Source organism: Roseovarius conchicola, assembly GCF_041403425.1.
Classification (GTDB): Bacteria; Pseudomonadota; Alphaproteobacteria; order Rhodobacterales; family Rhodobacteraceae; genus Roseovarius; species Roseovarius conchicola.
Genome location: NZ_JBGEHK010000011.1, coordinates 54,267 through 75,961, shown reverse-complemented (window position 1 = coordinate 75,961; position 21,695 = coordinate 54,267). Strand labels below are relative to the sequence as shown.

The 21,695-nt window shown below is 57.7% G+C and carries 18 protein-coding genes and 1 pseudogene; 8 read left to right on the top strand and 11 right to left on the bottom strand.

The features are described 5' to 3' along the window. Positions 1-19: 19 nt before the first annotated feature. The 3 genes from V6N02_RS20685 to V6N02_RS20675 are packed head-to-tail and all read left to right on the top strand — an operon-like array spanning position 20 to position 2,332. Positions 20-580, top strand: a complete 561-nt coding sequence (locus V6N02_RS20685) for a TRAP transporter small permease (protein ID WP_371229058.1) — start codon at positions 20-22, stop codon at positions 578-580. Next, positions 577-1,869, top strand: coding sequence for a TRAP transporter large permease (locus tag V6N02_RS20680; RefSeq protein ID WP_371229055.1), 1,293 nt, complete (start codon positions 577-579; stop codon positions 1,867-1,869). The genes V6N02_RS20685 and V6N02_RS20680 overlap by 4 nt, the downstream gene beginning before the upstream one ends. A gap of 52 nt (positions 1,870-1,921) precedes the next feature. After that, a complete protein-coding gene (locus tag V6N02_RS20675; protein ID WP_371229052.1) occupies positions 1,922-2,332 on the top strand; it encodes a universal stress protein in 411 nt (136 codons plus the stop codon). Positions 2,333-2,636: 304 nt separating this feature from the next. Here the strand turns inward: V6N02_RS20675 and V6N02_RS20670 are convergent. Beyond that, positions 2,637-3,769 (bottom strand): annotated as a pseudogene (locus tag V6N02_RS20670) (IS3 family transposase); the annotation flags it as partial. Between the two features lie 85 nt (positions 3,770-3,854). On the opposite strand from V6N02_RS20670, the gene V6N02_RS20665 reads away from it, so the two are divergent. Next, entirely contained in the window at positions 3,855-4,016 is a 162-nt protein-coding gene (locus V6N02_RS20665) for a hypothetical protein (RefSeq protein WP_371229049.1), read from the top strand. A gap of 105 nt (positions 4,017-4,121) precedes the next feature. Here V6N02_RS20665 and V6N02_RS20660 read toward each other — a convergent pair whose 3' ends face one another. The 9 genes from V6N02_RS20660 to V6N02_RS20620 all read right to left on the bottom strand — a co-directional run bounded on the left by V6N02_RS20660 (position 4,122) and on the right by V6N02_RS20620 (position 16,644). Further along, on the bottom strand, positions 4,122-5,120 hold the full coding sequence (locus V6N02_RS20660; protein ID WP_371229047.1) for a branched-chain amino acid ABC transporter permease: 999 nt from the start codon (positions 5,118-5,120) through the stop codon (positions 4,122-4,124). Beyond that, positions 5,117-5,995, bottom strand: a complete 879-nt coding sequence (locus tag V6N02_RS20655; RefSeq protein ID WP_371229045.1) for a branched-chain amino acid ABC transporter permease — start codon at positions 5,993-5,995, stop codon at positions 5,117-5,119. Before V6N02_RS20655 ends, V6N02_RS20660 begins: the two co-directional genes overlap by 4 nt. A gap of 3 nt (positions 5,996-5,998) precedes the next feature. Beyond that, positions 5,999-6,715, bottom strand: a complete 717-nt coding sequence (locus V6N02_RS20650) for an ABC transporter ATP-binding protein (RefSeq protein ID WP_371229042.1) — start codon at positions 6,713-6,715, stop codon at positions 5,999-6,001. Next, positions 6,712-7,479: an ABC transporter ATP-binding protein gene (locus V6N02_RS20645; protein WP_371229039.1), complete on the bottom strand. Its 768-nt coding sequence runs from the start codon at positions 7,477-7,479 to the stop codon at positions 6,712-6,714. The genes V6N02_RS20650 and V6N02_RS20645 overlap by 4 nt, the downstream gene beginning before the upstream one ends. 6 nt (positions 7,480-7,485) lie before the next feature. Beyond that, positions 7,486-8,805 carry an ABC transporter substrate-binding protein gene (locus V6N02_RS20640; protein ID WP_371229037.1) on the bottom strand — a complete coding sequence of 440 codons (1,320 nt, stop codon included), beginning with the start codon at positions 8,803-8,805 and terminating at the stop codon, positions 7,486-7,488. Positions 8,806-8,893: 88 nt separating this feature from the next. Then, positions 8,894-10,564 (bottom strand): hydantoinase B/oxoprolinase family protein, encoded by a 1,671-nt coding sequence (locus V6N02_RS20635; RefSeq protein WP_371229035.1) that lies wholly within the window; start codon positions 10,562-10,564, stop codon positions 8,894-8,896. Next, entirely contained in the window at positions 10,561-12,624 is a 2,064-nt protein-coding gene (locus V6N02_RS20630; RefSeq protein WP_371229032.1) for a hydantoinase/oxoprolinase family protein, read from the bottom strand. Before V6N02_RS20630 ends, V6N02_RS20635 begins: the two co-directional genes overlap by 4 nt. Positions 12,625-12,667: 43 nt before the next feature. After that, positions 12,668-13,780 (bottom strand): class II histone deacetylase, encoded by a 1,113-nt coding sequence (locus tag V6N02_RS20625; RefSeq protein WP_371229029.1) that lies wholly within the window; start codon positions 13,778-13,780, stop codon positions 12,668-12,670. Positions 13,781-13,857: 77 nt separating this feature from the next. After that, positions 13,858-16,644, bottom strand: coding sequence for a LuxR C-terminal-related transcriptional regulator (locus tag V6N02_RS20620; RefSeq protein WP_371229026.1), 2,787 nt, complete (start codon positions 16,642-16,644; stop codon positions 13,858-13,860). Positions 16,645-16,802: 158 nt separating this feature from the next. On the opposite strand from V6N02_RS20620, the gene V6N02_RS20615 reads away from it, so the two are divergent. Both V6N02_RS20615 and V6N02_RS20610 read left to right on the top strand, forming a co-directional pair. After that, positions 16,803-17,990 carry a saccharopine dehydrogenase family protein gene (locus V6N02_RS20615; RefSeq protein WP_371229023.1) on the top strand — a complete coding sequence of 396 codons (1,188 nt, stop codon included), beginning with the start codon at positions 16,803-16,805 and terminating at the stop codon, positions 17,988-17,990. 174 nt (positions 17,991-18,164) lie between these two features. Further along, positions 18,165-18,506: a hypothetical protein gene (locus tag V6N02_RS20610; protein WP_371229020.1), complete on the top strand. Its 342-nt coding sequence runs from the start codon at positions 18,165-18,167 to the stop codon at positions 18,504-18,506. Between the two features lie 30 nt (positions 18,507-18,536). Here the strand turns inward: V6N02_RS20610 and V6N02_RS20605 are convergent, their stop codons facing one another. Then, a complete protein-coding gene (locus V6N02_RS20605) occupies positions 18,537-19,439 on the bottom strand; it encodes a LysR family transcriptional regulator (protein WP_371229017.1) in 903 nt (300 codons plus the stop codon). A gap of 142 nt (positions 19,440-19,581) precedes the next feature. Here V6N02_RS20605 and V6N02_RS20600 point away from each other — a divergent pair, with 142 nt between their 5' ends. Both V6N02_RS20600 and V6N02_RS20595 read left to right on the top strand, forming a co-directional pair. Further along, positions 19,582-20,745 (top strand): aromatic ring-hydroxylating oxygenase subunit alpha, encoded by a 1,164-nt coding sequence (locus V6N02_RS20600; RefSeq protein ID WP_371229015.1) that lies wholly within the window; start codon positions 19,582-19,584, stop codon positions 20,743-20,745. 71 nt (positions 20,746-20,816) lie between these two features. Then, on the top strand, positions 20,817-21,638 hold the full coding sequence (locus V6N02_RS20595; RefSeq protein WP_371229012.1) for a 3-methyl-2-oxobutanoate hydroxymethyltransferase: 822 nt from the start codon (positions 20,817-20,819) through the stop codon (positions 21,636-21,638). Positions 21,639-21,695 lie beyond the last annotated feature (57 nt).

The following is a 21,695-nucleotide window of genomic DNA, read 5'->3' as shown; positions in this document are numbered from 1 at the left end:
ATGAAGAGGGGGGACGAATATGGCGACGCAGGTAACTCATGAATTGCCCGCAATAATCGGCAAGCCGATGGAGTGGATGCTGATTATCATGAAGATAATCACGACTTTTTCAGGCTTTCTGATGGCCTTTACATTCGGTGCTGTTGTTGTCATTCGATATGGCTTCGGGGGTGATCTCTTTGCCTACGAGGAATGGCTTCTTGCGATAAGCATCATTGGCTTTTTTGCAGGTGCCGTGCTGGCATCTGAACGCAGGCTTCATATCAATGCCGATATTCTTGGCATAGTCATCCAGAACCCCCGCTTGATCTGGTGGCGAGGATTCGTCGTTCTTTTGATCGAAGTCTCGGTGACTCTGTTCATTGTCTATGCCTGCTATGTTTCGCTTGCAGACGACTTTTCTTTCCCGCGCCTGAGGTCTACCCCGGTACTGCGTATTCCATTCGTGACCTGGCGCATCGCTATCATGATCGCCTTCGGCTTCATGGCGATGTTCTCCATGGCGTACCTCTATGTGCATATCCGCAAGGGTCTGGGCCTTCCTCTGAAATCTGAAACCAAGTTGGAGGCCGGGCAATGATTATCGCAGGTAGCCTGTTCATCGTTTGTGTCATGCTGCTGCTTGGCGTCAGCGTTTTTGTGGCCTTTGGTTCGGTATTGGTGTTCATAGCCCTTGTCGGGGATCAATCCATTTCCGGGTATCTGCCGACTGGCGCAACCGGTATACGCTCACTTGTTTTGCTTGCTATTCCTCTGTTCATGATTGCTGGCGGTATCATGGAAAAAGGTCGGATTGCGGCACCGCTCGTATCGCTTGCCGAAACATTCATTGGCCATATCAAAGGGGGCCTGAGCGCCGCCGGTGTATTGGCCTGTGGCGTGTTTGGTTCGATCTCTGGCAGCGCAAATGCGACGTTGACCTGCATTGGTGGCATCATGATGCCGCATCTGAAGAAAGCCAATTACCCGACCGGTACATCTGCGGCTCTGATCGTGTCCGCCAGCCCTTTGGGTTTGCTCATTCCACCAAGCGCGTCGCACATTCTATATGGCTGGGTGGCACAACAACACGTGCTGAAATGTTTTTTGTCCACCGTGCTTCCGGCAATCATCCTGATCACCTTGTTGATCGCGACCAATCAGTTCATGCTGCGCAAACACAGCGACATCCTTCTGACTGACCGCCCCAAACCGTTCATGCCCACTCTATTGGGCCAGGGCCGCCTTGCAGGACCGGCACTGATGATGCCACTGATCATTCTGGGTGGAATCTACGGGGGCATCATGACCCCGACAGAGGCTGCGGGTATCGCCGTCGTTTATGCTATTCCGGTTGCGATCTACTTTTACCGTGGTTTGACCTGGAAAACCCTGGCGCAGACCATCAGCCGCTCCGGGATCACCATCGGTGTCGTTATGACCATGATCTTTATGGTGCTTATCGTGTCAGACAATCTGATCGCCCAGGGTGCGCCGCAACTGGCCAAGGAGCTGGTTTATTCTGTTTCGGACAACCCAATTGTGATCCTTCTGATGATCAACGTCGTGATGATCCTGATCGGTATGCTGATGGACGACATCTCGGGCCTGCTGCTTGCCACGCCCATCTTGCTGCCAATCGCACAAAGCGTTGGCGTGGACCCAATCCACTTTGCGGCCATTATCGGCGTGAACCTGGGGATGGCAAACATCACACCACCAACTGCGCCTTTGCTGTATCTCGGTGCTCAGATCTGTGACACGCCGGTGTCCAAAATGCTCTGGCCCACATTGGTGTTCATCGTATTCGCATGGTTGCCCACGCTGATGCTGACAACCTTCATCCCGGAACTGGCACTTTGGTTGCCGGATCTGCTGTTGGGTTCTTAACCTCCAAAACGCGTGCTCTAGCAAGGCACACGACACACAAGGAAAATCAAGAATGTACAATAATATCGTGGTTGCTCTGTCTCTGGAACACGGGATCAGCGAACAGGCGCTTTCCGCCGCGCATACTCTGGTCTCGGAGGGGGGCAAGATTACCGCAGTTCACGTGTATGAGCCTCCAAACAGTTCGATTCTTGCATACTTGGATGATGAGGTTGCAGAGAAATCGCACAGAAATGCAGAGGAACGGCTGGTCGAACGCGTCAAGACGGATGCCACTGTTTCAGAAGTCCTTCTTGAAGGCCAGTCAGCCGGCCGGACGATCACCGAGTACGCCAGAAAACATAGCGCTGACTGCATTGTTCTTGCTTCGCACAAACCCGGAATGAAAGAGTTCTTTCTCGGCTCCACAGCCGCGCTTGTGGTTCGACATGCGCATTGTTCGGTTCATGTGCTCCGTGTTTGAGTCGTTTTGGATCCGGCACGAGGCCGCGCGACAGGCCCCTAGAGGCTGAGTTGGATGTTACGGTTCTGGTTGGGGATCGCCTGAATGAGCTTCCCGAAAGTAGCAACACCAGCTTACCTGTAGATAGGTCTGACGAGCTCTCAAATATTGGTATCGTACCCTGCCCCGTACTTGAGGCCGCAAGCAAATCTCTAGAGTATTTTCAGGTAAAAGCGATTGAGGCGAAATTGTTCGATCTGAGCTTGGAGCGGCCATTCCCGATAGATACGCGCACGTTGGGAAAATCCCGCGTCTAGCTTGTACGGACACGGTTCTTCATGGTTTGGTGCCAACGCTCGATCTTGCCTTGGGTCTGGGGATGATGCGGTGCACCGCGAACGTGATCCATTCCCTTACCGTCGAGATAATCCGCCAGATCGGCCGCCACGTAAGACGAGCCGTTATCGCTGAGCAGCCTCGGCTTGCGCGCGACCGTGGCCTGATCGCAGCCCGAGGCCTCCAACGCCAAGTCCAGCGTGTCGGTGACATCCGCAGCCTTCATCGTCGTGCAAAGCTTCCAGGCAATGATGTAGCGGCTGTAATCATCGAGGATTGTGCTGAGGTAGAACCAACCCCAACCGATGACCTTGAGATAGGTAAAGTCGGTCTGCCAGAGTTCGTTGGGGCGGGCCGTCTTGTCCCGGAACTCATCGGCCGCACAAATCACCACATGGGCCGGAGCCGTGATCAGGTCCGCAGCCTTGAGGATACGATAGGCCGAGGATTCCGAGACAAAATACCGTTTCTCATCGGTGTATTTGACCGCCAGTTCGCGCGGCGTCAGGTCCTCGTGGTCCAACGCAAACTCGACGAAGTGCTCACGGATATCATCTGGGATACGGTTCCACACTGACCGAGGGCGCGGTGAACGATCCGATAATGCATCGATCCCGCCCTCGCTCCAACGGGCGTACCAATCATAATAGGTACTGCTGGGAATGCCGAGCATGGCAAGTGTTTGCTTCACCGGCAGATGCGACGCTTCGACCGTGCGAATGATCTCAAGCTTCTCTGAGGCGGGGTATCTCATTCTTCGCCGCCCCCATCCCCGATCATGCTTTTTTTGAGCAGACGGTTCTCAAGCGTCAGCTCGGCGACCACCTCCTTCAGGGCGAAAGATTCCGACCGCAGTTCTTTGACTTCCGGGGATGTCGCTTGTCGCGCCGTGTCACCCGCCAAGCGGTTCTTCCCAGCTTCAAGGAATTCCTTCGACCAAGAATAATACAAGCTCTCTGCAATCCCCTCGCGGCGACACAGCGCGGCGATGCTCTCCTCGCCACGCAGGCCCGCCAGGACGATCCTAATCTTCTCCTCCGCAGAGTAGTGCTTGCGCGTTTTGCGTTTGATGCCCCTGTCTTCGAGCCGACCCGCACCATAGTAAAGTGCGTCCTCCAGCAAATACTCCTTGATCAGCGCATGATCATCCGGCTCGGTAAATCACTGCGCAAACCGGTCCCTTGCGTCCGGTTCGCTGTCAATCTCAGTGGTGCCGTCATTGCTGGCCAGCTGCACGAACGCCCCGACCCGCGACACCGCGTTGGCACAGGTCGAGCTGTTGATGACATCGTTTTTTCCGGACCAGCCGGATCGTTTGATTGCAAAAAAACGCTTGAGCGAAATTCAGGCGATCCTGACCGCTGGTTAGATGGGATTGATCGTTGCAGCCTTCCCGCTCAGGGCGGCTCCTGACGTTTCACGCACCATCATTGCTGAGAGCATTTTGACCCCGCATCCCAAACACCAGCGTCACTCAGTTTCTGGCCTCCCAGCGTTTGCTTGCGAACAAACCCGCGATATGGGCCAGACCCTTTGGCATGAGAACAACAAATACGATTAGCGCCAGTCCCAGAACCAGGTTTCGCGCATCTCCCATCTCTTTCGAAAGCTCCACCACCACCATCATCACGCCGGTCCCGATCAGAGGCCCCCATGTGGACCCCAGCCCGCCCACAACGACCATGGCCAGAATGAACATGAGGGTGGAAAATTCGAAAAGGCTTGGCCCGGCAAACCGGAAATGGGCTGCATATACGCCGCCGGCCAATCCTGTCAGCAAGGCAGACAGTGCAAAGGCGATAACCTGGTATTTCTTGCGATCTATCCCGCGGCTACTGGCATAGCCGACATTGTCCCGGATGGCGCGGAAAGCCAGCCCAAGACGACCGTGGATCACCATCACCACGGTGATGATCGTGATCCCGAACGCGACCAGAACCGCGTAATAATTTCCCAGGATCCAATGCTTTTTCAGCAACGGCCGGAACCCGAAATCGTCAAATCGCGAAAAGCCGGTCGACCCGCCGAAGAGCTGCTGGCAGTTGTTGCGCACAAGCGTGAAACACTCAGTGTCGGTGATGATCAAAACATGGATCATCTCGGCAATCGCATAGGTGAGCAGCGCGACATAGGCCCCGGTCAGCCGCAAACAGGCCATGCCGATCACGAGCGCCAGTAGGGCCGATGAGACCGCCGCGATCGGAATGGCCGTCCAAACCGACAGCCCCGTGAACGTGACGCCCATGGCCATGCCATAGGCGCCAACCGCGAAGAACAGCATCTGCGCCAGGGAAAAAACACCTGCATGTCCCATCAGGAGGTTCCAGTTGATCGCCACCATGGCCCAGATGAAGAACACGATGACCTCGCCCAGCAGGTAGCGCTGCGTGACAAAAACCGGCAGCACCGCAAAGCTCGCGATGACCAGGATGGCAATCAGCAAATGACGTGTCAGATTGTCGAACCTGCTCATAGCCGCACCACCTTTTCCCGGCCAAAGAGACCCTGGGGACGCCAGATCAGCACCAGGATCACCAAGAGCAACATCGCCGGGAAGCCGAAGCGCACACCGACATAATACCCGATGGCCGCTTCAAGAAGCGCCAGGCCGAAGGCGCAGATCCCTGCCCCCCAAACATTGCCCAGCCCGGCCACCACGCAAATGACAAAGGCCTTGAGCAGCGGATCGCCGCCCATCTGGGGGCTGAGGGTGGCCTGGGTTGAGATCATCAGCCCGGCCACCCCGGCCAGCATCCCCGCCAGTGCCATCACCTGCAGAAAGACGGTGTCGGCCTTGACGCCCATCAGCATCGCGGCCTCACGGTTCAGCGCTGTGGCGCGAATGGCACGCCCAAACCGCGTTTTCATCAATAGCCAGGCGATGGCAAGGATCAATGCCAGCGCCACGGCGAAGATGATCATTGCCTGGTAGGTTACGGTTACGCCGCCCAGGCGCATGGTGCCACCGACGGCCAGGGGCTGCGGATAGGGGTATCCGCCGTAGGTTTTCAGCAGCAGGTCCTCGATCAGAATCCCAAGCCCCGCCGTCGCCACCAGGACATTGGTTCCGAAACCGGTGGTACCCAGCATGAAACGAACTATCAGAAGATGCGTCAGAATCCCGATGAGGGCACCGGCCCCCATTGCGACGAGAATGCCGAGAACCAAGGGAATGCCGAACGCGGTGGCGGCCGAGTAGGCCACGTAGGCCCCTAGGGTCATGAACAGCCCGTGCGCCATGTTGAACATGCCGAGCGTTCCGTAGATCAGCGACAGCCCAACCGAGGCAAGCGCATACATTGACCCGAGCGTCAGCCCGGTGATCACAATCTGGATCAGGATTTCCATCGCCTAGTGCCCCCCGAGATATGTGTTGAGAATATCGCCTGAGTTCCTTGCTTCTTCGGTGCTGCCGCGCCAGACGATCTGGCCGGCGTCCATCAGACACAGCCCATCGGCGAAATTCAGCAGCCGGCTGGGGTTTTCCTCGACCACCAGAAAGGCCATGCCGCGCTCGCGCAGAAGATCTAGCGCATCGTAGATCTGTTCGATGACCAGCGGCGCCAACCCCAAGGAAGGTTCGTCCAGCATCAGAAGCCGGGTGTTCGCCATCAGGCCGCGCCCGATGCCGACCATGCGCCTCTCGCCGCCCGACAGGCCGCTCGCCACCTGGTTCCGGCGCTCCTTCAGACGGGGAAACAGTGCAAACACGTCGTCCAGTCTTCGTTTGGTTTCGGACATGTCCGAACACAGGTAGGCCCCCATATAGAGGTTTTCCTCAACCGTCATTTCGGTAAACAGCTGATCGCCCTGCGGCACATGGGTCATTCCGGCGGCCACGCGTTTGTCGACGGCAACCTTGCTCATCGGCCTACCCGCGAAGCTGATCTGGCCGCCGCGCAGTGGCAGAAATCCCGATATGGTGCGTAGCAAGGTGGTCTTGCCATGCCCATTCGGTCCGATCAGGGCGACGATCCCCTGCTCAGGCACCTCAAGCGAGACACCATGCAGGACCGGGCGGTTCAGATATCCTGACACCAACGCATCGCACGTCAGAAGCGCAGTCATGTCGCACCTCCAAGCCCGGTCGACCCGAGATAGACCTCGGCGACTGTCTGATTTGTGGCAAGCCCTGACGGTGTGTCGTCATAGATGATCTGCCCCTGATGCATCATCACCGCCCTGTCCGCGACACTTGTCAGAAAATGCATGACGTGTTCGATGAAGATGAGCGTCATGCCCTGCCCCTTGAGCGTCAAGACCAGCGAGATGAAATCGTCGATCTCGGAGGGGGTCAGTCCACCCACCGGCTCGTCCAGCAACAGAACGTCTGGCTTGTTGATCAGGGCGGTCGCCACCATGAGTTTCTTGCGTGCCAGGATCGGAATGTTTGCTGCCATATCCCGCGAAACATCTTCCAGGCCGATATCGGCCAGCAAGGCGCGCGTGTCGTCTTTGTCACGGCGCCGGGTTGTCACCCATCCGCCCGCGCTGCGCCTTCCGAAAACTTTCGCCGCCAGCACATTTTCAAAGACGCTCATGCCGTCAAACGCCGAATTCAGCTGAAACGTGCGCGACATGCCCAGGTGACACAGTTTGTGCGGCGCGATCCCCACAATGTTCTGACCGAGAAACCTGATCGTACCTTCGGTGACAGGGGTGAGCCCAGTGATCAGGTCGAAGAACGTAGTCTTTCCAGCACCGTTCGGCCCGCCGACGCCCACAACCTCGCCGCGGTTGACCAAAAAATCGACCCCGTCCACAGCAGCCAGAGCGCCGAAGCGTTTGATCACGCCACGGCACTCCAGAATGTTTTCAGGCGCGTCGGCCATGGGCCGTTAGCCCTTCATCCAGGGCGGCATCATGAAGTTGCCCACGTCATAGGGTTGCGGTGAAATCAACACGCCATCCTTGGATTTGTCATGCACCTGGCTGAAGATATGCGGCATTCCAAGCGACGGATCGTTGGTTTCCGTGGGATAGCTGTAGGCCGATTGCGTATCCGGCCGGATGCGCATGGTTCCCATCGGACCGCGATAAATCAGAGCTTTCAGGCGATCCGCGACAGCGCGGTTCTGATCCTCTTCGTAGGGCGCACCCGGTCCCCCTGCCAAAGCGGCAGCCAGAGCATAGGCATGAAGTGCCTGGTATGTCTGGCCACCGCCGTTGGGAGACGCGTTATCGCCGAACCGCGCCTTGTAGGCGTCGGCAAAGGCTGTTCCGATTTCATCCTGCAGTGCGCCGATCACCGTGGCGTAGATGGCCCCGACCGAATTGTCCCCCGCAATGTCACGGAAGGCCGCCAGCGAGGCACCGTATTGCAGGTATACCAGGCTGTCGGTTGGGTCGTTCATGAACTGGTTCATGAATTGCGCCTGGTCCTGCGTATAGAAATGCGTGACTGCGATGATCGCGGGCGGATCGGCACGCAATTTCGCCAGTGTCGGACCCCAGTCGGTGACAGGCACTTTAACCGTCTCATACAGCGACACCTCGTAGCCATAGGCTGCGGCGCCCTCGTTCACCGCGTTGGCGATGTTGACCGAGTATGTGCCGGGCCCGGTGATGATCGCGATTTTGTTGTTCGGCCGCTTGAACTGACCGTTTTCTTCCAGATCAGCAACGAATTTCAGAAAACCGGCGCCGTACATCGTCTCAGGCGGGTCATACTGAATGGTCCCCCAATATCTGTCAGGGTCGGACTTGACCAATTCGTCGTGCACGGCAACCGTGTTGGTATGCATGGCGATCACGCCTGCGTCAGCGGCGACATCATGCAACGCGGTACCGGTTTCGAGGTTGTAGCCGGTGATAAGCGCGCTGGCATTGTCGCGGTCGATCAGACGTTGTGCTGCCTGAATGACCACGTCATCCCCTTTGCTTTCCGTGTCGACGATGGCCAGTTCAATTGGCCGTCCGAGGATCCCGCCCATCTCGTTGATCTCGTCTCGGGCCATTTCAAGGCCGCGCTGGAACTCGATCCCGTCGGCAGCGACGATCCCGGTAAGCGGCGCGGGACATCCGATCATGATCGGGTCCGAGGATTGTGCCTGTGCCGGCTGGTTCAGTCCGGCCAGCATGGCCGCAGAGCCGGCGGTAACACCTGCCCCTTTCAGAAACCCGCGGCGGGTCTGTGTGTTGTTTTTCTTCATCATCATATCAACCTCCCTATTGATGTTCGTGACAAGTCTGTTTTTTGCTCGGCTTTTCCCTTGGGATATGCGCCGCGAGCGAGGCGCATGATGTTCAGAGAATGAAACCGGCCTTCCTGTCGGCCTCGATGAGTGCGGGATCTCGTTCGGCGGGATCGCCCCAGCCGCCACCGCCGCAGCCGGTCAAACGTATGATATCGCCCTTGGACATTTTGAGGCCGACGAATTTGGTCGTGAGCGGCTTGGGCGCGGTCCCTTTTGCAAAGAGTTCTGCCGAAGCGGGCGCGCCGTTGCCACCGCCCGCATAGCCCCAGGCTGCTGTTTCCGGTCGGGCCTGTTGCAGATAACCCGACAGCGTCAGCGTGCTCGACAGCACTTCGTAGTCGCGGGTGATGGCCAGCCCTCCGCGATGTTTCCCGGCTCCGCCCGAATCCGGCACCAGCTTTGTAGAAAGAACCCGAAACGGGCTCATCGTCTCCATCACCTCTGCGGACAGGATGGCGCAATGCCCGCCATGGGTGTCGATTGCGCTCAGACCGTCGCCCCCCCCGTGGCCGCCCATGCCACCACTGATGATGTCGCAGATCACGAAATAGGGATGCTCACCCGAATGGTTCAGCGCCTTGGCCCGGTCATCCATCCCGCCAGCGGTAAAGGTCGGGAAAGAGACATGGCATCCCGCTGACGCCTGCGCGGTTTGCAATGGCGTCAGGGCTTTGAGCACCGCATCCGCGACGGCCTGCTGGCTGAGATGGCGCACCGAAACAGCCGCCGGAGCGACGGGGTTCAGAAAACACCCTTCGGGAATGATAATGTTGAGCGGACGATTGCATCCTTCATTCTGCGTCACATCGGGTGAGAAAATGACCTTGGCCGCGTAATAGGTCATCCCGATTGTCGAAGCGACGGGGCAATTGATGCCGTGCTGTCGCTGTTCGCTGGTGCCGGTAAAGTCAACGGTCAGCGAATGGTCGTCCTCGATCCGCGCATGGACGACCAGCTTCATGGGTTCATCGCTGGTGGCATCGTCCTCGATCAGGGTTGTCGCGGTGTTCTCTCGCTGCTCGGCCTTGGCCAGCGCGGCCCGGACATAGGCCTCGCCATAATCCTGGCTGGCGTCGATCAGCGCCCGCAACTGCGCCGTTCCATAGCGCTGGCAGAGCGCTTTCATGCGCCGCTCCCCCATCCGGCAACCGGCGATCTGCGCCCTCAGGTCCCCGGCGCAGGCCTCGGGATCCCGGACGTTTCTTCCGATCATGGCAAAGATGGTCTGGTTCGGCTCACCCCGGTCCATCAGCTTCAGTGGCGGAAAGCGCAGGCCCTCTTCAAATATCTCGACAGCATCCGCCGCTTCGGTCCCCGGCACTTTGCCGCCCAGGTCGATGTGATGCGCGACGGTCGACGTGATCGCGATGATCTCGCCTTCGAAATAGACCGGGCTGAACAGGACGATATCAAGCGTATGGGTGCATCCGAAATAGGGATCGTTGCAGATGATCACATCGCCTTCGTTCCAATCGCTGAGCGGGATCACCTCAAAAATGCGTTTTACGGCTGTTGGCATGATCCCCAGCTGAGCCGGTATCGTCTCGGCCTGGGCGATGGTGTTTCCGTTAACGTCGAGGATTCCGCAGGCGTAATCCAGCATGTCCCAGATGATTGAGGAAAAGGCCGACCCCTTGAGAGCCATGGACATTTCCTCGGCGACGCTGACGGCTTCGTATTGAAAAACGTCGCGGCTGATCGGATCAATTGAAACAGTCACTGGTGGCCCTCCCGTGTGATTTTGACACTTCCGTCGGACGCGACCTGTGCATGTTCCTGGGGCGCGACGACAATCGTCGAATCGAGCTGGTTGATGATCGCGGGACCGGAGATTTCTGTCCCGACCGGCAAGGCGGAGCGATCATAGACTTGCGTCGCGACAAAACCCCGTTCCGTATCGAACATGACCTGCCGTTCCCCGACGGGGGTGATGCGATCATTGGCAACCGTCGTCGGGTTTTCAAGCCGGTCGGGTCGCTGGATGACCCCTAACGCCTCGACATGCAGCGAAACGAATTCAACAGGCGTTTCCGGGGCCGCATGGCCATAGACCGCCTTATGGTTTTCATGGAACCGCGCCTTGATCGCGTCGGCATTCCAGTCCCCGAGCTGATCGGGACTTATGGGGATCGTCAGATTGTGGAACTGCCCGACATAGCGCATTCCGGCAAGGAACCTGAAACTGCGCGCAGCGTCATCGATCCCGTCATCTTCCAGAAGCTGGTTGGTCTCAGACTTCAGCCGCTTTGCAACGGAGAGGAAAGGAGCATCGCCGCCTTTGCCCTCGACCAGTCCCGAAAAGGGCGTTTGCATGGCGTGCCGGGTATCGCTCATCAACAGACCTTCGGCAGCGAACACGCCCGGATGCGGCGGGGCGATGACCCCTTCCATCTCAAGCTCGCGCGCCAGAAAGCCCGAAAACAGCGGCCCGGCACCGCCGAAGCCCACCAGCCAGAACCGACGCGGATCGACACCGCGCTCGACGCAGAGGGCGCGGATCGCCTGTGCCATGCTGGCGGTAGCAATCCGCACAATGCCCAGTGCGGCCTCTTCGACCGAAATGCCGATGGTGCGCGCGATCTTGTCGTTGATGGATTGCCGTGCCGCCTCGGCATCAAGGCGGATGCGCCCACCCAGATAGGTTTCAGGATCAAGCAGGCCCAGCACTACGGCGGCGTCGGTGACCGTCGGCTGATCGCCTCCTTGCGGATAGCAGGCCGGACCGGGCACAGATCCGGCAGAGTCAGGTCCGACGCGCAAGGCCCCGCCCAGGTCGATCCACCCGATGGACCCGCCACCTGCCGAGATTGTTTCCACATCAAGCGCGGGCAGACGCAGGGGATGGCCGCTGATGGCACGATCCCCAACGACACGGGCCTCGCCATCCACGATCGCGGAAAAGTCCGCAGACGTGCCACCCATGTCAAAGGTGATCGCATCCTTTATCCCAAGGCCAGCGATCAATTGCGCCGCGGCGACCACACCGCCTGCCGGGCCGGAGAGCAGAGTATGCGCCGGGTTGTCCCGGCTGGAGCGGGGCGTTGCGACGCCGCCGTCGCTGCGCATGATCTGTAGAGGGGCGGTCAGCCCCACATTGCTGAGCGTTTCCTCAAGCTGATGCAGATAGCCATCGACGATCGGACCGATATAGGCGGCGATAGCCGTGGTGTTGGCACGCGGCCATTCCTCAATTTGCGGATTGACCTTGTGCGACACATAGACCGGGATGTCGGGCATCTCCTGACGCAACCGGTCTGCCACCCGTTGTTCGTGTTTGCAATTCAACTGTGCAAAGGTCAGGCTGACGGCAATAGCAGCCGGATTGGCGGCCTTGACGTCCGCGACCAGCTGATCGAGATCATCCTCGCGCAGCGGCGTCAGAACATCGCCAAAGCTGTCAATCCGCTCATCCAGCTCAAAGACCATGCTGCGCGGGATTACCGGGTCGCGCCGATTGGTTGTCACCGAGTAGAGCTTGGGCCTCAGCTGGTTTCGGATTTCCAGAATATCCCGGAACCCCTTGGTCGTGACGAGCGCACTGTTGGCACCGCTGCCCATCAGCAGCGCGTTTGTCGACACGGTGAACCCGTGAACGAAAAGGTCAACGTCAGAAGCGATCAGGCCTGCCTGATCGAGGATTTGCCTGATCCCATTTGCGATAGGCTCTGCAGCACCGCGTTGCCCGGACGGGACTTTTTCGACAAAGTGCCGTCCGGCCAGCCCATCGACAAGCACCAGATCCGTGAATGTCCCACCTACATCAGCAGCAAGATATCGCATCGTTTCTTCCCTTTGTTCTTGTGCTGCACATTCCGAAGCGGCCTTATCCGATGCCGTCCAGAAGGCCGGTCAGATCGTTCAAAAGGTTCCGGTGTTCTGGTTTGAGCACCTGATCCGGGTAATCGCGTCCGAGCGCCAGGAACGGATCCTCGCATCCCGTCTCAATGCCACTCAGCTGCTCGAGCACAGCTAGGCCACAGAACGGCACATAGCCCGGCGAATAACCGCCTTCATGGGTGACAACGAGCCGCCCGTCGCAATGCGTCTCGGCCGCCTGCATCAGCACGGCCGTCATTTCCCGATACGTGTCGCTGTGGCAAAGCATCCGCCCGAGCGGGTCAGTGAAGGCGGCATCATATCCGCAGGCGATCATGATCAGATCAGGCTTGAACCGATCCAGGGCCGGGCACACGATATCCGTCATGGAGGCCAGATAGGTCTCGTGACCACAGCCTGAAGGTAGCGGGATATTCAGGTTATAGCCTTCGCCTGGCCCGGTTCCCCGCTCCTCAGCCATGCCCATATCCGCCGGGTACAGGCGATCCTGATGGATCGAGATCGTCAGCACATCAGGGTTGTCGTAAAAAGCGGTCTGCGTGCCATTTCCGTGATGCACATCCCAATCGACGATGGCGACCTTTCTGACCCCATGGGCCGCCATGGCATGTTTCGCCGCGATCACCAGATTGCCGAACACGCAAAAACCACGGCTGATTTCGGCCTGGGCGTGATGGCCCGGCGGGCGGGTCAGCGCATAGGCATTGCGTACCTCGCCATTCATCACCGCTTCGACCGCGGCCACCGCCGCGCCTGCCGACAACGCCGCGATTTCGAAACCGCCGGGGCCGATCGGGGTGTATTCCCCCGATTCACCGCCACCCGCCTCACTAACCAACTTGACGCGCGCCAGATGCTCAGAAGTGTGAAACCTCAGGATCTGTTCATCGCTGGCCAGTCCAAATGCCGGTGTCTGTAACTGCGCCAGAAGGCCTGTGCGCTCGATCAGATTTCGCAGCCGACGCTTGGATTGGGCGGATTCCACATGCTCGCCTGGCTCGACAAATCCGCCAGCAGGAATATACACCGCCGCCGGGCCGGTATCATGCCAGAAGAAGGCTTCATTGCACAGAAAAGCAGTGTCTGGCGTGTCGGTCATGGCGGAACTCCCAAGTTTCACGTTGAGAATTCCACCACCCGGACGATTCGGCCCCACCCAAAGGGGGGGCATGGTGATTAGTTGTCGTCGATCAGGAAGGATTTCTGCCCGGTCAGGGCAATAACGGCCTGTGTCCGGTTGGAGACGCCAAGCTTTTGAAACAGGTTCTTGAGATGCCATTTTACCGTATCCACCGACACCGCAAGCGCTTTGGATATCTGGGAATTTGTCATTCCGTTGGCCAGCAACCGGGCGATCTCGTGCTCGCGTTCTGTCAGCGGCTCGATCAGATCAACGTCGTCATAATCCCCCGTCATGGGAAGCGAGGCAGCCTGACCCGAGGGCCCTTGGGCATACTCGGCCTCAAGCGCGCAGATGATCGAGTTGCAGTAAGCGATGATATCAACCTTGCGGTCAATCAGCCTTGCCTTCTCCGCAGCACTTTTGAGCGGGTCCAGCATATCGGGTCCCAGATCAAGAAATGTGCGCACGACGGATTTCTCTGCCAGCTCCTTCATCGCGCTCAGCACGATATCAGTGGCTTCCAGATGCGCGCCACCCTTCCAGAGCGCGATGGCCATCAGACCACGAATGCTGAGTAGTGACCTGTTCCTTTCCCGTTCCACCGCATCAGCCTCAAGCGCCTTCAATATCTGCAAAGCCTCGTTGAAGCGACCCTCGACAATGTAGAGCCGGGCCATGGCCATATGCCCGGCAATCATCCCGATCGACAGGTTTTCGGCGTCCGGGATCGCAGGGTGATCCGGGTTCAAGCCAGCGGATCGGATCGCTACCTTGGCCGAGATCAGATCATCCGATAGCAGCAGAAGCCGTACTTTTTCGTCCAGGATGCAGTGGCGCATCGTCATGGGAAACCGGCGGCTGTCACCGGCATCCAGTGCGTCGAGGAGTTGCAGCGCGTGCTGCGGCCGCCCCCGGGCGGCGGCCAATTTGGCGCGCAGGAGCCCGCCATTTAGAATGAACAGCAGCGTGCCGCTCTGCTCGACCAGCGGCAAGCGTGGTTCCAGCAGGGCATGCGCGCTGTCACATTGGTTCCACCAGTACCTGACCTCGCATTCCGCAATCGACAACAGCGCTTCGGCATAGGAATCCCGTCCGATGCTGGCGACCACGAAATCCCGGCCTCGGCGCAATGTGTGCTCGGCCTTGAAGGGCTCACCGATCTCGATCTCGGCCACCGCCGTCAGAAGCTCCGAATAGGTGATGCCAAAGACCGAGTTGGCCCTTTTGTGGTTTTCCAGACCCAAACGGCTGGCAGAGCGCGCCGCGGTCACATCCCCCAGAATGACCTCACTGTAGGACAGGATGTTGCACAAGGTGCCCTTGTTGAAGCCCGAGCGGTTGCGCAGCGCCTTCATCGACGCCAACGCGGTCTGCCGTGCCAGGGCCGACCGGCCATTCGCGCTCAGCACACCGGCAGACAGGACCCGGAGCTCGGCATCGAGATCTTCCGCCGACATGCCGAAACTCGCTTCGGTCAGCACCCCACTCCGAATGCTGCGCAGCAGTTTCACCATTTTCCTCAGGGCTTTGCGCGGCTGAGGAATATGGAACAGGATCCAGACCCAGAACAGCTCAAGCCGACGGTTCTGCGCAATCACAGCCTCGGGCACGATTTCAAGCCAGGCCTTGAGCTCCTGAATGCGGCTTGCGCGCACCAGTATCATGCCCTCCATCTCAAGTATCTCGGCGGCCCGGTCATAGGCGCCTGCCTTGATGGCGTGTTCAATCGCATTGAGATAGTTTTGCCGCGCGTGAAAATACTCCGCGGCTCTTTCATGCAGCTTTGCGATCTCTTTGCGGTCCATGGTTTTTTGCTGATCACGCAGAAATTCCAGCAACAAGGGATGACAGAACCGATAATTCTCTTGGTTGTCTCGCACCGTGAAGTTCCGGCGTTCCAGCCACTCCAGCATGTCCGCGCTGCCCGATGCATCAAGGATGACATCGCAGATGCCCGCGTTCAGCTCCTGAAGGATGGCACAGCTTACCAGAAAGCGCCGGCATTCGTCGGGCAGCGGGGCCAGTACATCCTCGCGCAGAAACGTATAGAGCCCGTTGGCCGACCCATGGCTGAGCAGCTTGACCTCGTGCTCGCCGGATTGCTTGGCCGCCATCACCATGAATTGCAACGCGACCGGCCATCCGCGTGTTACCGACAGGGTCTGCTCAAGCTGTTGGGTAGAAAGCGCCGCATCACCCAGTTCGTTGATGAAAAAGGACCGGGTTTCCTCCATCGAAAAGCGCAGCGCGGCGGGCGGAAACTCGAACACGCGCCCTTGCGCGCGCAATCGGGACATCCTGAACGGCGGGGCTTCACGCGTTGTCACGACAATCTGAAGATTGGGCGGGGCATGCTCGACCAGCCTGTTCAGCGCCTCTTTCACCTCCTGCGTCGTCACAGTTTGAAGATCATCCAGAATGATGGTTGCCCGCGTCGGCACGTCGACAATCGCATCCAGCAACGTGTCCAGCACCAGGCGAAACGGCGACACCGGGCTTGATCGTACCAGGATCGACATCTCGATATCCATGGGCAGGCCCGCCGTTGTCAAAGCCTCGATCAGTTTAATAAGAAATGTGTTCAGATCGTTGTCATCGGGCTCAAGCGAGACCCAGCCCAGAAGATCACCGCGCGCCCGGCATTCACCGGCCCATTGTCGAGCCGCCATCGTTTTTCCTGACCCGGCGATGTCGCGCAGCACGACCAATGCGCTTTGCGATGCATCGCGAAACTTCCGGATCAGGTCGGGGCGGGCAATTTCGGTCCGCCGGAACGTCTTTGGGGAATCATCGCCCTGTGGTGACGATGCAGGGCTGGAAAGTGGATCGCGATCTGGCATCCGGCTTCCTTTGGCTCAGGGCTCTCATGATAGACGACCCAAGTGTCATTGTCTGCCAATCGCACAAAAAACCGCGCAAGCAGCCACCCTTTGGGGTGGTGAGCGCGCAGATCGCCACTGCTATCAGCTAGCCAAGCATACGCAATTGGAGACGACACATGAACATCGCAATTCTTGGTGGGATCGGCATGATGGGGCAAGGCATTCTGCGCGATCTTTTGTCTGATCGTGCGATCATCGAGATCGAACGCATCGTTGTCTGCGACCTGGACATGGAACGCATCACCGCGTTCATCGAGACGCTTGGCGATCCCAGGCTCGAAGCCAAGGAGGTGGATGTCACCGATGCGACGCAACTGCGTGCCGCGCTCGCGTCTGCCGATCTGTGCATCAACGCGGTGCCCACATTGGCAGGCCACCAGATGGTCATCTTCGAAACCTGCCTTGGCGTCGGCGTCGATTACCTGGATCTGGGCGGGCTGGGCACCTACACGGTCAAACAGCTGGAATACCATGACCGCTTTCGCGACAGCGGCGTCATGGCCGTGCTGGGCGCAGGCGCCGATCCGGGTATGTCCAATGTTCTGTGCCGCGCCGTTGCCGATGAACTCGACCAGATCGACAGGATAAATCTCTATTGGGCTGCCGAAAGCGTCGGACCGGAAAGCCCGGTCCTGCTGCCCCCCTACAGCGTTTCGACCGTTCTGGCGGAATATGCCCATCCCAGCACCCAGTTTCTGAACGGCAAACATGTGGAATGTGCTCCCATGAATGGTGTTGAAACGCTCGACCTGCCCGAGCCTTGGGGGCATTGCGAGTTCATGTACTCACCCCATTCCGAACAGCTCACGGTCCCGCTGGCCGATGGTATTCGTGAAAAAGGCATTCGCGAATTCACCTGGAAACTGCATTTGCCGCACCGGGAACACGAAGCCTGGATCGGGCTGGTCAAGGCAGGTTTTGGCGATTTCGACCGTGTCGTCAGCATTGGCGGAAATGAAGTTCGCCCGATTGATGTGTTGAACGCGGTCATTCAAAGGAACATGATCGAAAACGCGCAGGACATTCCCGAGCAGGACAGCCACGAGATTCACTTTGCTATAGGTCGCGGGACAAAGGACGGGAAGGAACATGCGGTAAAGTGCCAGGTCGTTGTCCGGCCCGACAGTATGTATGATGGCTATATAGATGCATGCACGTCAATGAACGCCTCCATCGCAGCGCAACTTATGTTTGCCAGAGGAAGCAAACCGGGGGTTTGGGCCCCGGAAGAGTTCTTCAGGCCGGCAGACTATTTTCCGGAGCTTGAAAAACGGCGATTCCAAGTTTCAACCTCAGTGCTTTAGCACGGCTTTTTTTGCCACTTGACCGTGCTTCCAAGGCAAAAGATGTTGTACAATTTTGATCAAAGCGGTCATCTGTTATTGCGTGGCCAATGTTCGGTTCGTCCGGCTCTCCAATGATCGGTCCCGGCTGTAGAGAAAGGGCGGATTGAGTTTCGCCCCTCAGGCTGACTTTCAATGACCGTTCTGGCAAATTCGGCTGTAACGCAGAGATGTGTGTGCCGCACCTGTGAGCAGATGCTGCGTCAGCAAACGCCCGGAAGAGCAACGGCGGCGAAGTCCCGCATCATTCATGTTGGGGCTGACGCCAATGACAGCTATATCGCGGGGCCGATCACACAACAGATCTTCGGGGACGATCGGGAACCCAAACTTGGCGACATCATCGTGCTGGAGAATGCTCGCAGGTGCGGCAGAGTCATCGCTGCGTTGCAGTCGATTTCACCAAAGCAGTCGTCCACGTTTGCATTTAAGAAGGAAAAACGCCTTACGAAGCGCTTCGAAAATGGCTTCAAATGAAGCACCTGTTGCCTCGCTGAAAGGCGTTCTTTACCCGCTTGGTGCCTGCAGCACCTTCAGGACATAAGACATGAGTTTATCTCCAGGATGCCAATCGTGGTGAACAAGGTAATAGCCAGCTTTTTGCCTTTTCACACTGGGCCCAACCCGAACGAGATCGTTGTTGGCTTCGTACTGTGCCGTCAACCCCGCCATTCCGAGGGCCACTCCTTCTCCGAGACGAACGGCATCGAGCACGTAGAGATAGTTGTCGAACTCTATTCGCTCGCATGCCTCAAAATCTGTGTTCTTTGTCCGGTCCTGCCATTCAAGCCAGGTCATCCAGTTCAGGTCGCGCGTGGTATTCGGCTGATCTAGCAATCTGACATCGGCCCAGTTCAGTGTTTTTCCGATCCGGTGGCGTTCGACCAGTTTTCGGGAGGCGATTGGGTAGACCTCTTCGTTAAACAAAAGATGAGACTTCATATCTGGCCAAGTTCCGGTTCCAAATCTGATTGAAATATCGGATGGTCCGGTATTGAAATCATCGTATTGCTCTGAAATCAAAAGATTTAAATGTGTTTCAGGAAGAACGCGCCGCAAAGCCGGAAGCCGCGAAGAGAGCCAGAGGTTGGCAAATGCGAAAGTAGATCCGATAAGGAGTTTTTCTGTCTGCCTGCCCCGGTAGACCTCGGAAAGTGCCGCAATCTTTTGCAGGCTTTCCTGAACGACATGATGCAACTGCACGCCTTCTGCGGTCAGGCTCAATTGATTGTTGTTACGTCGGAAAAGACGCACATGAAGGCTGTTTTCAAGGTTTCGGATTTGCCGGGTGATCGCCGGCTGCACGACGCTGAGTTCCTCTCCTGCGCGCGAGAAGTTCAGATGGCGCCCGGCAGCCTCGAATACCACGAGGGCATTCGCTGGGGGGAGTTTTTCCTTCAGACTTACCATCGTAGCTTAGCCTCTCTTCACTACTAATTTTGTTATAGTTCATAATTTTTTTTGACCTGTCAATAAGGCTAAATTCAGAAGAAAAGAGCGACTCTATGCACTGACAAAACTGACCGTCGCGAACACTTGTAAGGATAGCCAAATGGGAACAGTTCAGACAAACCTGCACGAAATCAAGCATGATCCGAATGGGCGTGCCGATACGCTCGCAGCGATTTACTATTCCGACCAAAAAGTTATGGAAGCAGAACTGCGCGATCTGCTTTACAATAACTGGCAGTTTGTCTGTCACGTTTCAGACGTGGCGGAACCCGGCGATTTCTATGCTTTTTCCTTGCAGGGACAAGAGTATTTCCTAGTGCGCACCGCTGAAGGTGAGTTGAAGGGATATCACAATGTCTGTCCGCACCGGGGGCACCGCCTTGTTGATGGGTCCGGCAACAGTTCCCGTATCACGTGTCCCTACCATGCCTGGACTTTTGGCTTGAACGGAAACCTGCGGGGTGCCCGGGGCGTCAACCGCAAGTCGGACTCGGAAAAATACAAGCTGCTCCCAATCAGAGTCGATAACCTTCTGGGGTTCATTTTCGTGTGTCCAAATCCGGATGTTGTGCCTCTGGCCGAGTTTGCGCCTGGACTGGCGGCACAAATGCTGCGCGCGTGCCCGGATCTGCCCAACTATGTCGTGAACCGCGCGGGCGCTGAATTCGGCCACAGCTACGTTTGCAATTCCAACTGGAAAGTGATGCTGGACAATTATCTGGAATGTTACCATTGCCAGATGGCGCATCCGGAATTCAACGACATGATGTGCATCGGTGACAGCAGGTTTTCGTTGTTCCCCAACTATACATACCAGAATGCACCGACAAAAATGAGGGCGGAGAACAAAGCCTTTCCGCTGGATCTGGAACACGACGTGCTGGTGGGCGAATTCTGGTGGATGTTCCCGAACATCACTTTCGGCCAATTCCCCGGAACCCAGAATTTCTATGTCTCGCGCTTTGACCCGATAGAGCCGGGCGTCACCTCGCGTTACACGGTGACGCTGCAACCAAAAGAACCGACGGATCCCGGTGCCGAGGAACGGGATCGACTGCGGTCAATCTGGACGTCAACCGTCGTGACCAACGAAGACAAGGAGCTTTGCGAAAGTGTTCAGCGCGGCATGAACCAGCGGGCATTCAAAAACGGATGGTATGTGAATGATCCCGAAGACCATGGCGTGTCCGAACATGCCATGCGCCACTTCCATGACCTCTATCGCAACTGGGCTGAAAAGGCCCTTGGGCAGATCGGTCAATAATAAATAACCGCGAGCGGAAAACAGAGCACCTGGCGAAGCGGCCAGGTGCTCTGGGCTTGGAAGGGAACAAAATGAAGAACATGTACACCTACGGCAGTCAGCCCACACAGCGGTTGCTGACCATCAAGGACCTTCAGGATAACAAGGGCAAACAAAAATACACCATGGTCACGGCCGTGAACCGCGCCGAGGCCGAAGCCTGCGCCGCGGCGGGTATTCACACGATTTCATGCGACTATGATGATTACGACGAGGTGCGTGCCGGGGCACCCAGCACATTGATCATCACCGCGCTGCCGCCGACACAGTTCACCACCAATGACGACATTCTCCGCGCGGGATTTTCGGCCATGGAACGGGGCAGCGACGGGCTTTACACATGTCGCGGTCTGCGCACGATCGAGATGCTGGCCCATGAAGGCTTTGCCGTGATGAGCCATATCGGCGTACTCCCGCGCCATTCGACACGCTATGGCGGAATGAAAGCCCTCGGCAAGACGATGCAGAGCGCGCTGGAAGTGCAGGAGCGGTTTCGCCAGCTTGAGGATGCAGGGGCCGTTGCGGTCGAGGTTGAACTGATCGCCGGTGATGCCTTGGCGGAGATTTCGAAGCGTTCAAAGCTGATCACCTTCTCGATCGGCGCCGGCGGCGGGGGTGATGTGATCTTCCTCTACACAAACGATATTTGTGGAGAGACGATTAATCCGCCCCGGCACGCAAAATCCTATGGCAATCTCGCCGCAATCCTTAAGCAAGCGCAGGCCGAGCGGATCAGAGCGCTTACCGCATTTCAAGAGGATGTGCAGCTGGGCGGATTTCCCAAGGCACAGCATTCGGCAAAAATCCCTGCGGAAGAGCTTGAAGCTCTCATCGCTGAATTCGACAAGAATTAAGGGGGATTCCCACCCAATTGATAACCGCCTCAGGCCATGCGACGTGGCCCGTTTCGG

Excerpts from the sequence above, each read along its gene's own strand:
- V6N02_RS20615 (WP_371229023.1), top strand. The coding sequence starts at position 16,803 with ATGAACATCGCAATTCTTGGTGGGATCGGCATGATGGGGCAAGGCATT.
- V6N02_RS20655 (WP_371229045.1), bottom strand. The coding sequence starts at position 5,995 with ATGGAAATCCTGATCCAGATTGTGATCACCGGGCTGACGCTCGGGTCA.
- V6N02_RS20610 (WP_371229020.1), top strand. The coding sequence starts at position 18,165 with ATGACCGTTCTGGCAAATTCGGCTGTAACGCAGAGATGTGTGTGCCGC.
- V6N02_RS20600 (WP_371229015.1), top strand. The coding sequence starts at position 19,582 with ATGGGAACAGTTCAGACAAACCTGCACGAAATCAAGCATGATCCGAAT.
- V6N02_RS20595 (WP_371229012.1), top strand. The coding sequence starts at position 20,817 with ATGAAGAACATGTACACCTACGGCAGTCAGCCCACACAGCGGTTGCTG.
- V6N02_RS20660 (WP_371229047.1), bottom strand. The coding sequence starts at position 5,120 with ATGAGCAGGTTCGACAATCTGACACGTCATTTGCTGATTGCCATCCTG.
- V6N02_RS20620 (WP_371229026.1), bottom strand. The coding sequence starts at position 16,644 with ATGCCAGATCGCGATCCACTTTCCAGCCCTGCATCGTCACCACAGGGC.
- V6N02_RS20605 (WP_371229017.1), bottom strand. The coding sequence starts at position 19,439 with ATGGTAAGTCTGAAGGAAAAACTCCCCCCAGCGAATGCCCTCGTGGTA.
- V6N02_RS20675 (WP_371229052.1), top strand. The coding sequence starts at position 1,922 with ATGTACAATAATATCGTGGTTGCTCTGTCTCTGGAACACGGGATCAGC.
- V6N02_RS20685 (WP_371229058.1), top strand. The coding sequence starts at position 20 with ATGGCGACGCAGGTAACTCATGAATTGCCCGCAATAATCGGCAAGCCG.
- V6N02_RS20640 (WP_371229037.1), bottom strand. The coding sequence starts at position 8,805 with ATGATGATGAAGAAAAACAACACACAGACCCGCCGCGGGTTTCTGAAA.
- V6N02_RS20625 (WP_371229029.1), bottom strand. The coding sequence starts at position 13,780 with ATGACCGACACGCCAGACACTGCTTTTCTGTGCAATGAAGCCTTCTTC.
- V6N02_RS20680 (WP_371229055.1), top strand. The coding sequence starts at position 577 with ATGATTATCGCAGGTAGCCTGTTCATCGTTTGTGTCATGCTGCTGCTT.
- V6N02_RS20650 (WP_371229042.1), bottom strand. The coding sequence starts at position 6,715 with ATGACTGCGCTTCTGACGTGCGATGCGTTGGTGTCAGGATATCTGAAC.
- V6N02_RS20630 (WP_371229032.1), bottom strand. The coding sequence starts at position 12,624 with ATGCGATATCTTGCTGCTGATGTAGGTGGGACATTCACGGATCTGGTG.
- V6N02_RS20645 (WP_371229039.1), bottom strand. The coding sequence starts at position 7,479 with ATGGCCGACGCGCCTGAAAACATTCTGGAGTGCCGTGGCGTGATCAAA.